The organism is Glaciihabitans tibetensis (assembly GCF_003003265.1).
Lineage (GTDB): Bacteria > Actinomycetota > Actinomycetes > Actinomycetales > Microbacteriaceae > Glaciihabitans > Glaciihabitans tibetensis.
On record NZ_PVTL01000005.1, the window covers coordinates 346515 to 359054 of the forward strand.

Consider the following 12540-nt stretch of genomic DNA (forward strand, 5'->3'; position numbering starts at 1 on the left):
TTCAAATCTCGGGCACACTTGGGGCATGAGCAATAGCTACCGTGACGCCGGGGTCGATACCGCCGCTGGAGATCTCGCCGTCGAACTGATGAAGTCAGCGGTGTCGGCAACTCACGGCCCCCAGGTGCTCGGCGGGGTCGGCGGATTCGCGGGACTCTTCGACGTTTCGTTCCTGACCAGCTATAAGAAGCCGCTGCTTGCGACGTCGACCGACGGCGTGGGCACCAAGGTCGCGATCGCGCAGGCGCTCGACAAGCACGACACCATCGGCCAGGACCTCGTCGGCATGGTGGTTGACGACATCGTTGTCGTCGGTGCGCGGCCACTCTTCATGACGGACTACATCGCCTGCGGACGAGTTGTCCCAGAAAGAATTGCCGACATCGTGAAGGGCATCGCGTTGGCGTGTTCAGCAACGGGCACCGCGCTGGTCGGCGGCGAGACTGCCGAGCACCCCGGTCTGCTGGGCCCTAACGATTACGACGTCGCGGGCGCCGCGGTCGGTGTTGTTGAGGCGGATGCCGCGCTCGGCCCGCAGCGCGTGCAGCATGGTGATGTCGTTCTCGCGATGCGCTCGTCGGGATTCCACAGCAATGGCTATTCGCTCGTGCGCAGCATCCTCCGTAAAGCGTCTGTCAGCTTCTCTGACCGGTCGGATGACCTCGGCGGAGTCGTCGGCGAGATTCTGCTCGAGCCCACCCGCCTGTACACCTCGCCGCTGGTTTCCGTGCTCGACGAACTTCCCGGCGCCATCCACGCCCTCAGCCATGTCACGGGAGGCGGAATGGCCGCAAACCTCGCCCGCGTTCTGCCCCTGGGCGCCTGGGTTGAAGTCGAACGGGCGTCATGGACGCCGGATCCCCTGTTCCACGTTGTGGCGGAATGGGGCGGGATCCCGCTCAGCGAAACCGAGGGCACCTGGAACCTGGGCGTCGGTATGTTCGCCGTGGTCGACGCGCACTCGGCGACCGCCGTGCTTGCCGCGCTCGAGTCGCACGGCATCCCGTCCTGGGTGGCGGGTCGCGTTGACATGAACATCCGCGACCTGAGCGAATTCGAGCAGGGCGCCAAGGGAATCAACGGCGGCGCTGTGCGCCTGGTCGGGGCATACGCGAAGTAGCGCGTTCACCACGACGCCCGCGAGAGAGCGAGTTCACTACGGACGACGTAGCGCGTTCAGTCCTGAACGGAGCGAGCTAAGCGCTCTTGGACGACTCCTGGCCGCTGCCGTATTCGTCGTCATCCTTGTCGATGTACTTGCTGTCGGCGTACGAGTCGTCCAGGTACTCCGACCACTTGTCGAGTTCGGGAGAAACCGGTGCCACGGGCGCGACGGGCGCGCCGCCGCTGTGCAGCTCGTTTGCGAGAGCTCCGTAGTTGGTGTCCGGGCTGAAGTACTTCAGGTCGCGTGCGACCTTGGTGTGCTTCGCCTTTTGACGGCCGCGCCCCATGCGTGACCCCCTCATGTAGAAGATATGAGCTAATGAACAGGTTAAAATCTAGCGATCACTTTATCACGCGACCCTCATTAGTCCTTGCGTGTAACAAAGTGAGCAGTATGGCGTACCGTGTGGTGCCCAGAGACCATTATGCCCCGCTTCTTGTCCCGGTGTAACGCACTTGCTTCGCCCCGGTTGTTCACCGCCACTTAGCCACTTTCCAGCGGGTGCATATGTGAGGAAGGGTAACGTTAGCTCGTGACTATCCTGAGCGCCGACACCTCCGTTGTGGTGGTCGGCGCGGGACAGGCGGGTTTGTCGGTCGCGTATTACCTTCGGCGCCTGGGGCTCGAACCCGGAATCGACTTCTCCGTGCTCGATCGAGGCCCGGCTGCCGGCGGCGCCTGGCAGCACCGCTGGGATTCCCTGCGGCTCGGCTCCGCCCACCGCGTGCACGACCTTCCCGGCATGAACGACCTCGGGCTCAGCTTCGAGACGGCAAACAAAAACTTACCCGCCCGGCAGGTGGTCGCCGACTACTACCACCGCTATGAAGAGCACTTCGGGCTGAACGTGGTCCGTCCCGCGGCGGTCACAACCGTTGAAAATCAGGGCGCAGATCTTCTCGTCACGTTTTCCGGCGACACTCACCCCACCGGCGAGCCGGCCACGCGCCACATCTCTGCTCCCATTGTGGTGAACGCCACCGGCACCTGGGGGTCTCCCTTCCTTCCGTGGTATCCCGGACGGGACTCGTTCCTCGGGCGTCAGCTGCACACCACCGATTACGTGTCTGCCGAGGATCTCGCCGGGCAGCGCGTCGTTGTGGTGGGAGGAGGAACGTCGGCGATCGGGTTCCTTCTCGATCTGGAACCGGCCGCAGCGAAGCTCACCTGGGTGAGCCGGAGACCGGTCGACTTTCTCGAGCTGGGTGAGCTGAACGTCGAGGCCGGGTTGGCAGCCGTTGCGATGCAGGATGCCGCGGCGCGGGCTGGTCGCGCCCTGCCCAGCATCGTGAGCGGCACCGGGGTTCCCCGCACCCGTCGAATGCAGGCGGCGATCGAGCGCGGACTCTTGGTGCGCCGCCCGATGTTCGCCAGCATCGAGCCGGGTGGGGTGCGCTGGGCGGACGGCTCTTTCGTTGAGGCCGATGCAATTCTTTGGGCGACGGGCTTTCGCCCCGAGCTGCGCCACCTCTCGCCCCTGGGGCTCCGCGAGAAAGAAGGCGGGGTATCGGTGGCCGGCGGTCTCTCCTGGCGGGACCCCCGGATCTTCTTCGCCGGGTACGGACCGCAGGCGAGTACCGTCGGCGCGAACCGGGCCGGACGCACGATCGCGCGGCAGGTGGTCGTGGCGCTCACTCGGATCCAGCGCGCCGCCCGCCAGGGCTAGGTGCGCTGAGCTGACAGGCTGAGCTGACAGGCTGAGCTGACAGGGTGGGCCGACACGGCTGCCTACAGGCCAGCGCGCGAGCGGCTACTGCACGAGCAGCCAGGCCGCGGTGGCGACCAGCGAGCCGAGCACGATGTTCAGCCCGACGTTGAGGGCGGAGCGAAACCACTTGCCGGTCAGCGCGAGCTCGACGGTCTCCACGCTCCAGGTGCTGAAGGTGGTGAGTCCGCCGGCGACGCCGCCGAGGAGGATGAGGCGGAGATCGGTGGAAATCACACCAGACTCGGCCAAGCCCAGTACGGCACCGCCGAGCGCAGACCCGACGACGTTGACGACGAGCACGGCCCACTGGAGCGTGCCTCGCCCACCCAACAGGACGGACACGAGGTAGCGCAGCACCGAGGCGACACCACCGCAGAGCACCGCTGCCGCTGCCACCAGAACCATCGAGCCGTCGCCGATCACGGCTGCTCCCCGCGCCGCTGCACGGCTCGATGCCCAACCCGCAGCCCGAGCAATGCTGCGGCGAAGCCGAGCATGACGCTCATCACCAGATACAGCAAGGCGCTCCCGAATTGGTTGCCCGCGGTAAGCGACACGAGCGACACCATCACCGCGGAGAAGGTGGTGAACGATCCGAGCAACCCCGGCCCGAGACCCGCCCGAAGCCAGCCCCGCGCGTCGGGCCCGATCCCGGCGACGAGCAACCCGAGCAGCGCAGATCCCACCACGTTGATGAGGAGGGTCGACACCGGAAAGTCGTCATCACCGTGCGGGATCACATAGTCCAGGCCGAGCCGCGCCGAGGTGCCGAGGACACCGCCGACGAACACCGCGGCGACGGACTTTGCGAGTGAGGTCATCCGCGGTCGCGGTCGCGCTTGCTGCTGCTCGCGCCGCTACTGCCGCCGCTGCCACTGCTCTGATGGGAGCGCGCGGGCGGTATCGCGGTGCGCGGCACCGGTCGCACCGGTTCACCGCGCCTGTCCTGGCCCGGGATCGGGCGAGAACGGCGGCCGTAGATAATCTCGGAGGAGTCGAGCAGCCATGGCACCAGCGCCAGCACCACGCCGTGCACCATCATCAATTTGTGGCGAATGCGCCGCGCCTTGTGGTTGTGGAGCATGTGCTCCCACCAGTGTCCAACGATGAACTGCGGGGTGTAGACGGTCACCACTTCTGAGCCGTGCACCTCGCGGCGCCCCTTGATGTACTGGATCAAGGGGGTGCTGATCTCTCGGTACGGCGAGGCGATCACGCGCAGGGGGATCTCGATGTTCTGCAGGATCCACTGCTTCTCGAGTTCGGTGGTCTGCCCGTCATCGATCGAGACGTGCACCGCCTCAATCGAATCGTGCCGAGCGGCGATGGCGTAGTCGAGCGCCTTCAGTACGGGCTTCTGCATGTGGCCGACCAGCACGATCGCGTGATCACCCTGGGCGCCGAAGGTCGTGGTGGGGTCCGCCTCGATCTCCTTGTCCACATCGCGGTAGTACCGGTTGATGCCGAGCAGCAGCAGGTACAGGATCGGCATGATCAGAAAGACCAGCCACGCGCCGTGGGTGAACTTGGTGATGGTCACCACCACCAGCACAACGGCGGTCATCACCGCGCCGACACCGTTGATGGCGAGGCTCCGGATCGCAGCCCCGCGATCGACGCACCCGTTTTTCAGGAGCTTCAGCCAGTGCACCACCATGCCCGTCTGCCCGAGCGTGAAGGAGACGAAAACGCCGATGATATAAAGCTGAATGAGGGATGTCACGCTCGCGCGATACACGATGAGAATCACCACCGCGGCCAGCGCTAAGACGAGCACGCCGTTCGAGTAGATGAGGCGGTCACCGCGCGTCGACAGGGACTTCGGGGCGTACTTGTCGCGGGCGAGCACCGACCCGAGCAGCGGGAAACCGTTGAACGCGGTGTTTGCAGCGAGCAGGAGTACCGCGGCCGTGGTGGCCTGGATGATGAAGAACGGCACGGAGTTGTTGCCGAAGACGGCCGAGGCGATCTGCGCGATGAGGGAGCGCTGGGGATCGGTCGCGCAGTTCTGCCAACCGATCAGGTGGCAGGGGTCCTCCGCGTAGTGCACCTTCGAAATGAGTGCGACCGCGATCAAGCCGACGAACAGCACGATGGCAATCACCACCATATAGACGAGGGTCGCCTGCGCGTTTTTGACCTTCGGGGTACGGAAGGCCGGCACACCGTTGGAGATGGCTTCCACTCCGGTCAGGGCGCTACAGCCACTCGAGAACGCGCGCAGCAGCAGGAGGATGAACGCGGCCTGTGTCATCGACTCGGCCTGCACGGTGAACGCGGCCGATTCCGCCACCGGAGGGTCACCCAGGGCGGTGCGTACGAGCGCGACCACCACCATCACGAAGATGCTGCCGACAAAGAAGTAGGTGGGAAAGGCGAATGCCTTGCTCGACTCGCGCACACCGCGGAGGTTGACCGCGGCGAGCAGGACGACGAAGAACACCGCGAGTTCGACCCGGAGCGGGTCGAGGGCAGGGATCGCCGAGATGATGTTGTCGACGCCGCTCGCTACCGACACCGCGACGGTCATGACGTAGTCGACCAGCAGGGCCGACGCCACAACGAGCCCGGCGCGTTCGCCGAGGTTCTTGTGCGCCACCTCGTAGTCGCCGCCGCCGCTGGGGTAGGCCTTGATGAGCTGACGATACGAGATGACCACCACCACCAGGAGGATGACCACCACCAGCGCGACCCCGGGCGCGAAGCTCAGGAAGGCGAGCCCCCCGAGCATCAGGATCATCAGCAGTTCTTGCGGCGCATAGGCCACAGAAGAAAGGGGGTCGCTGGCAAACAGCGGCAGGGCCAGGTGCTTGGGGAGGAGCTGGCCCTCGAGTTTCTCAGACGCCAGCGGTTCGCCGATCAGCCACCGCTTCGGCGACCGAACTTCGTTAGTCACGAGGGGCGAGCCTACTCCAGACTGCGCCGGAGTCAAGCGAGCGTTAACAACGTCGCTTCCGCGCTTATTCCCGTTCTGTTCTATTGGGGTTCTATTGGGGCACTACTGCTCTATTCCGCCATCGCCGGCGACGGAGCAATCGTCAGGTCGTCGAAGACTCCATTCACGCTTGACATTGACGCAACGTCAACTCGTACGGTGGAGTCATGGAGAACGAATGGTCTATCCACGAGGTGGCTCGACTCACCGGCACCACGTCGCGCGCGCTGCGCCACTACGGCGAGATCGGGCTCCTGCATCCCTCACGTACGGGCACGAACGGATATCGGCACTACGACTCCGCCGCGCTGACCCGGCTCCAGCGCATTCTGTTACTCCGCGACCTCGGACTCGGGCTAGCCGCGATCCGCGACGTGCTCAATGGGGCCACCGACGACGCGGAGGCTTTGGCCGGACACCTGCGCTGGCTGCGCGAGGAGAAAAACCGGATCGATCGCCAGATCGCGACGATCCAGACAACGGTGAGAAAACTCGAGGAAGGAGAGGATCTGATGGCTGAGGACATGTTTGACGGATTTGACCACACGCGATATCAGAATGAGGTCGAGCAGCGCTGGGGTGCCGACGCCTACGCGGCCGGCGATGCGTGGTGGCGGTCGATGACCGATGTTGAGAAGGAAGGGTGGATGATCCGACAGCAGCAACTCGCGGCCGACTGGGCGACAGCGGCGCGAAGTGGGGCAGCTCCCGGCAGCACTGAGGCCCAGGCGCTGGCCCATCGGCACTTCCTGTGGCTAGCATCCGTCCCCGGTACCCCGCGCGGGGCATCCGCTGCACCCACCTCGCACGCGGCATCGACCTCCCCGGGGCTATCGAAGGAGTACTTCGTGGGACTCGGCGAGATGTACGTCGCCGACGAACGCTTTGCGGCAAACTACGGCGGGGTTGAGGGCGCCACGTTTGTGCGCGACGCGATGCGCATCTACGCGGAGTCCGGCATGTAGCCAGCGTGGGATCCCACCGGCCGAGTCGCGGGACGCGCGGGCGCCTCGGGGATACGCAGCAGCGGAATCGTGACGCCGACCATCGGCCCGATGAGGAGCGCGAACGCCAGGGTGCCGAGGCCGACGTTGCCGCCGAGGAGCCAGCCGACGCTGAGTACGGATACCTCGATGGCGGAGCGCACCGCCCAGAGCGGCCAGCCCCAGCGCTTGTGGATGCCGGTCATCAGTCCGTCGCGCGGGCCGGGTCCGAGCCGCGCCCCAAGGTAGAGGCCGGAGGCGAGCGCCAGCAGCGCCAGTCCTCCGGCGAACAGCGGCAGCTGCAGCGCGAGCGTGTGCTGCGCAGGGATTACGGCCAGCCCCACCTCGATGCTCGGGCCGATCAGCAGCACGTTCAGCACGGTTCCAACGCCGGGCTTCTGGCGCAGCGGGATCCAGAGCAGCAGTACCAGCGCTCCGATCACGTTGGTAAGCACACCGAACGGCCACCCGGTTTGCAGGGAGAGGCCCTGGGTCAGGACGTCCCACGGCGGCACGCCGACGGCGGCGCGCACCATCATGGCGATCGCGAACCCGTAGAGGAACAGGCCCACTGCCAGTTGCAGGATGCGGCGGGAGACGATGAGCAGAGAAGACATGTGAAGTATCCAATTCCACTATTGGACCGCTTGCAAGATGCCAATTCCGCTAAAGTGGCCGCATGAACACCCTCTCGGCCCGAGCATTGGCCCTTCTTGTGGACGGATGGCGCGGCGCCGGGTCCGCCCCCGCCTACCTTGCGCTCGCCGACAGAATCCGGCTGCTGATACTCGATGGGCGCATCGGGCTCGGAGCTCGCGTCCCTGCCGAGCGCGACCTGTCCGCGCAGCTCGGTGTCAGCCGCACCACCGTGAGCGCTGCCTACGCGCGGCTGCGCGACGCCGGCTACCTCAGCAGCGTGCGTGGTTCGGGGAGCGTCGCGCGACTTCCGTCGGGCACCGAGTCCCTGCCAGACTCCGCCGCGTTCGGGTTCGTCGACTTCAGCAAGGCGAGTATGCCCGCGCTGCCCGCGGTCGCGGCTGCGGCCCAGCGCGCGGCCGAACAGCTGCCTGCCTACCTCGGCGGTTCCGGGTTCGATCCGGTGGGGATCCCGGTGCTGCGCCAGGCCATTGCCGATCGGTACACCGCGCGGGGTCTGCCCACCGAGGCCGACCAGATCATGGTCACCCTCGGCGCCCAGCACGCCATCGCCCTGATCGCGCGCACGCTGTTGGCGCGCGGCGACCACGCGCTGGTCGAATCACCCAGCTACCCCCATGCCTTCGAAGCGCTGCGCGCAGCGGGCGCCCGGTTGGTTCCGGTCGCGGTGTCGACGGACGACGGCTGGGATGAACAGGGATTCGAGCAGGCGATCAAACGCACCAGCCCGTCGTTGGGTTACTTGATGCCGGATTTCCATAATCCAACCGGGATGTCGATGAGCGCCGAGTTCCGCGAGCGGGCACTGGAGCTCGCGAGCCGCACCGGCACCACGCTCATCGCCGATGAAACGATGGCCGAGCTCGGCCTCGACGGCCCTGACGGCCCCGGAGCCCTCCGCGCCCTCGACCTGCCCGAGCGCGCCGCCGGGCTCAGCGGCTCAGGCGGCACCGGCGCCCCCGAGCGGTCCCTGCCCTTCGCCGCTTTCGCCCGGGCGCCGGGAGCGGCGAGTTCCGCCATCCTGGTGGGGTCGGTGGGTAAAACGATCTGGGGCGGGCTGCGAATCGGCTGGATCCGCGCCGACCGTTCCGTGATCCACCGGCTCACCCGGGCGCGCGCGGCGGGTGACCTCGGCACCCCGATTCTCGACCAGCTCCTGGTGACCGACCTGCTCGGCGACTACGACGCGATCCTCGCCGAGCGGCGCACCTACCTCAGGATCGGTCGTGACCGGCTCGTGCGGCTGCTCGGCGAACGGATACCCGAGTGGACCGTGCCCCACGTTCCCGGCGGGCTCACCGCCTGGGTCGGACTGGGCGCGCCGGTGAGTTCGCAGCTCACCCTCGCCGCGCGCAACCACGGTCTCCACATTGCTGCTGGTCCGCTGTTCGGACCGGAGGGCGCGTTCGACCGTTTCCTGCGGATCCCGTTCTCGTATTCCGAGGAGGAAACCGTGCGTGGAGTGGACGCGCTCGCCGCGGCCTGGGAATCGGTGGGCCGGTACCCGATGCCGGAGCATTCTTATCTTGCCGAGGTGGTGTAGCGAACCGCGCCCAACTGAGATGATTACTCAGGTGCCCGTGTGGGCGGCGCCGTAAGGGGAAATCGTGCACCTTCTGTCTGTATTCAGCCTCCGGAACCGGGCACTAATCGCGCTTGTCACCATAGTGATCGGCATCTTTGGCGGCATCGCGCTGACGTCGCTCAAGCAGGAGCTCATCCCCTCTGTCACCTTCCCCCAGCTTGTGGTGGTGACCGCCTACCCCGGCGCATCACCCGCCGTCGTCAACGAAGACGTGAGCACCCCGATTGAGACTGCCATCCAGGGAGTCGCGGGGCTGGAAGCTACGACCGCGACATCCCGCGCCAATGTTTCGACGGTCTCGGCGTCCTTCGTCTACGGCACAGACATCACCACGATTGAGCAGAAGGTGCAGCTCGCGATCAACCGGATCAGCGCCCAGCTGCCGGCAGACGCCGACCCGCTCGTCATTACCGGAAGCATCGATGACCTTCCGGTTATCCAGGTCGCCGTCACCAGCGACCTCGATCCCCGCGAGCTGTCCACGCAGCTCGAGGCCACCGTGATCGACGACATCCAGGGCATCGAGGGTGTGCGCGAAGCGAGCCTGCTCGGTACGACCGGCCAGCGGGTGACGATCACCCCCGACGTCGTCGCGCTCAGCGCGGCGGGCCTGAGCACGCAGAGCGTCACCGACGCGCTCGACGCCAACGGACTGCTGCTGCCCGCCGGTGCGATCACCCAGAACGATGAGACGCTCGTCGTTCAGGCGGGTGTGCGGCTCGAGTCCACAGACGACATCGCCGCGCTTCCGCTGCTCGGCGGAACCAACACGGACGTCGTAACCCTTGCCGACGTTGCAACCGTGCAGCTGGTGGATGATCCGACCGAGGGCATCTCGCGGGTCGACGGTGAACCCGCCCTAACCATCGCCGTCACCAAAACCCCCGCGGGAAACACGGTCGCGGTGTCGGAGCTCGTCAACGAGATGCTGCCCGACCTCGAGGAGTCCCTCGGCAACAACACAACCTTCACGGTCGTGTTCGATCAGGCACCCTTCATCCAGCAATCGATTGATTCCCTCGCCACCGAGGGTCTGCTTGGCCTGTTCTTCGCCGTCATCGTGATCCTGGTATTCCTCATGTCGGTGCGCTCGACGCTGGTGACCGCGATCTCGATCCCCGCGTCGGTGCTGATCACCTTCATCGGCATGTACGCGTCCGGGTACACCCTCAACATCATCACCCTGGGCGCACTGACGATTTCCATCGGGCGTGTGGTGGATGACTCGATCGTGGTCATCGAGAACATCAAACGTCACCTCGGCCTCGGTGAAACGAAGCGCGAGGCGATCATCTCGGCGGTGCGCGAGGTGGCCGGCGCCATCACCGCCTCGACCGTGACCACGGTTGCGGTGTTCCTGCCGCTCGCGCTCGTGGGCGACATCACCGGTGAGCTGTTCCGGCCGTTCGCACTGACGGTCACGATCGCGCTCGCCGCGTCGCTGTTCGTTTCGCTGACCATCGTGCCGGTGCTCGCCTACTGGTTCCTGCCCCTCAAGGCCAAGGTGAAGAAGGGGCACCGCCACGTCGAGGGCGCCGCGGCTGTGGATTCCAGCTCCGCTGCGGATTCCGGCTCCGCCGTGGGTTCCGGCTCCGCCGCGGGTTCGGCCGCCACTCCCGTCCCCGTGCTCAGCTCCTCCGCGGCCGCCGACGCAACGGACGAGCTGGATACCCCCACGGGCCTGCAGCGTGGGTACCTCCCCGTCATCCGGTGGACGTTGCGCCGCCCCTTCGCCACCCTTCTCGCCGCGCTGCTCGTGCTCGTCGGCACCGTGTTCCTGATTCCGCAGATGGAAACCAACTTCATCGGCGACAGCGGGCAGAACACCCTCACCGTCAGCCAGGAGCTGCCGCTCGGTGCCAGCCTCGAGGCCCAGGACACTGCGGCTCGCGAAGTCGAGACCGTGCTGCGTGACATCGACGGTATCGAAACCGTCCAACTCTCAATCGGCTCCGGCAGTGGCTCGATCGCCGACGCCTTCGGTGGTGGCGGCGGGATAACCTTCTCGCTCACCACCGACCCGGATGCTGACCAGGAGCAGTTGCAGGAGCGCGTACGTGACGCGGTCGCAGGAATCACCGACGCCGGTGAGATCACTTTGGCGGCAGCGGCATCCGGTTTCGCCTCATCGAACATCGAAATCGAGATCACCGCGGCAAACGAAGACGACCTTCGGGGAGCGGCGGAAGCGCTGACCGACGCGGTCGCGGACCTCGACGTGGTCGCCGAAGCGTCAAGCAACCTCGCCGTCGAGCAGCCGTACATCGCGGTGACGGTCGACCGGGCGCGCGCTGCGGAAGCGGGTCTCAGTGAACTCGCGGTGGGTGGCATCGTGACTGCTGCGATGAACCCGTCCGCGAGCGGATCGGTCACCATCGACGAGACCACGCTGTCGATCTACATCGAGAACAGTGCCAAGCCGCTCACCATCGAGGAGCTGCAGGCGTTCACGATTCCGAGCGCGGCCGGACTGATTGCGCTGACGAGCGTGGCGACCGTCGAGGAAGTCAACGGGCCCGCGAGCATCACCACCATTCGGGGAGCGCGCAGCGCCACCGTCAGCGTCACTCCGAACGGTGACGACGTCGGAACCGCATCCTCCGTGGTCGCCGAGGCCATCGCGGATGTGGAACTGCCCGCGAGCGCCACCGCAGAGCTTGGTGGCGTGACCGCCCAGCAGGGGGACGCGTTCACCCAGCTCGGACTCGCGCTGCTCATCGCGATCCTCATCGTCTACATCGTGATGGTCGCCACGTTCCGGAGCCTCCGCCAGCCGTTGCTGCTGCTGGTGTCGGTGCCGTTCGCCGCGACCGGCGCGATTCTGCTGCAGATCATCTCGGGGATCCCGCTCGGCGTGCCCTCGCTGATCGGTGTGCTGATGCTGATCGGAATCGTGGTGACCAACGCGATCGTGCTCATCGACCTGGTGAACCAGTACCGTGAGCGCGGGCTGAAAGTGGGCGACGCGATCGTGCACGGCGCCAGCCGAAGGCTTCGCCCGATTCTGATGACCGCGTTGGCGACGATCTTCGCGCTGCTGCCGATGGCGCTGGGAATCACCGGCCACGGCGGCTTCATCTCGCAGCCGCTGGCGATCGTGGTGATCGGCGGACTTGTCTCGTCCACCTTCCTCACGCTCGTGGTGCTGCCCGCGCTCTACTACCTCGTCGAGGGGGCGAAGGAGCGGCGCACCGACCGCCGCGCGGCCGCTGCGGCTACGGGAGCGGACGCGGCGAAGGGTGCGGCGAAGGGTGCGGCGAAAGCATAGTCGTGCCGCCGCCGCGTCGACCGGTCAGTTGGAGATAGGGTCGGGCGCTAGTTGACGCGACTTCCCCCTCGACTGGTCACTAGTCGACGCGAACCTTCGTCGACCGGCCAGTTGTCGACGTGCGCCTTTGTCGACCGGCCAGTTCCCTCTGCGTCAGGCTGGTTGTGAGTCAGTTCACGATCAGGAGGCAACTACATGTCCATCACCGCAGGGTTCAGCTCGGCAGAGATCGTTGAACT

General features: G+C 66.2%; 10 protein-coding genes. 5 read left to right on the forward strand and 5 right to left on the reverse strand.

The annotated features are described in order from the left end of the window. The first annotated feature begins 25 nt into the window (after nucleotides 1-25). Nucleotides 26-1120, forward strand: a complete 1095-nt coding sequence (gene purM, locus B0I08_RS11395; RefSeq protein WP_106212891.1) for a phosphoribosylformylglycinamidine cyclo-ligase — start codon at nucleotides 26-28, stop codon at nucleotides 1118-1120. A gap of 76 nt (nucleotides 1121-1196) precedes the next feature. Here purM and B0I08_RS11400 read toward each other — a convergent pair whose 3' ends face one another. Then, nucleotides 1197-1451, reverse strand: coding sequence for a DUF3073 domain-containing protein (locus B0I08_RS11400; protein WP_106212893.1), 255 nt, complete (start codon nucleotides 1449-1451; stop codon nucleotides 1197-1199). A gap of 246 nt (nucleotides 1452-1697) precedes the next feature. Between B0I08_RS11400 and B0I08_RS11405 the strand changes: the two genes are divergently transcribed. Beyond that, nucleotides 1698-2831 carry an NAD(P)-binding domain-containing protein gene (locus B0I08_RS11405; protein WP_106212894.1) on the forward strand — a complete coding sequence of 378 codons (1134 nt, stop codon included), beginning with the start codon at nucleotides 1698-1700 and terminating at the stop codon, nucleotides 2829-2831. 84 nt (nucleotides 2832-2915) lie between these two features. Here B0I08_RS11405 and B0I08_RS11410 read toward each other — a convergent pair whose 3' ends face one another. Genes B0I08_RS11410 through B0I08_RS11420 form a run of 3 tightly spaced genes read right to left on the reverse strand, consistent with a single transcriptional unit; the run spans nucleotide 2916 to nucleotide 5769 of the window. After that, nucleotides 2916-3296: a fluoride efflux transporter FluC gene (locus tag B0I08_RS11410; protein ID WP_106212896.1), complete on the reverse strand. Its 381-nt coding sequence runs from the start codon at nucleotides 3294-3296 to the stop codon at nucleotides 2916-2918. Further along, entirely contained in the window at nucleotides 3293-3694 is a 402-nt protein-coding gene (locus tag B0I08_RS11415; protein WP_106212898.1) for a fluoride efflux transporter FluC, read from the reverse strand. The genes B0I08_RS11410 and B0I08_RS11415 overlap by 4 nt, the downstream gene beginning before the upstream one ends. Continuing rightward, on the reverse strand, nucleotides 3691-5769 hold the full coding sequence (locus tag B0I08_RS11420; RefSeq protein WP_245884761.1) for an APC family permease: 2079 nt from the start codon (nucleotides 5767-5769) through the stop codon (nucleotides 3691-3693). Before B0I08_RS11420 ends, B0I08_RS11415 begins: the two co-directional genes overlap by 4 nt. A 206-nt stretch (nucleotides 5770-5975) precedes the next feature. Between B0I08_RS11420 and B0I08_RS11425 the strand changes: the two genes are divergently transcribed. Next, entirely contained in the window at nucleotides 5976-6773 is a 798-nt protein-coding gene (locus B0I08_RS11425) for a MerR family transcriptional regulator (RefSeq protein ID WP_106212900.1), read from the forward strand. Here B0I08_RS11425 and yczE read toward each other — a convergent pair. Beyond that, the gene (gene yczE, locus B0I08_RS11430) at nucleotides 6752-7408 is read right to left on the reverse strand and encodes a membrane protein YczE (RefSeq protein WP_106212902.1); all 657 of its coding nucleotides are present in this window, start codon (nucleotides 7406-7408) and stop codon (nucleotides 6752-6754) included. The genes B0I08_RS11425 and yczE overlap by 22 nt on opposite strands. A 62-nt stretch (nucleotides 7409-7470) precedes the next feature. On the opposite strand from yczE, the gene B0I08_RS11435 reads away from it, so the two are divergent. Together B0I08_RS11435 and B0I08_RS11440 are read left to right on the forward strand one after the other, a co-directional pair. Further along, complete coding sequence (locus tag B0I08_RS11435; protein WP_106212904.1) at nucleotides 7471-8991, forward strand: aminotransferase-like domain-containing protein; 1521 nt, start codon at nucleotides 7471-7473, stop codon at nucleotides 8989-8991. Nucleotides 8992-9055: 64 nt separating this feature from the next. Then, entirely contained in the window at nucleotides 9056-12301 is a 3246-nt protein-coding gene (locus B0I08_RS11440) for an efflux RND transporter permease subunit (RefSeq protein ID WP_106212906.1), read from the forward strand. Nucleotides 12302-12540 lie beyond the last annotated feature (239 nt).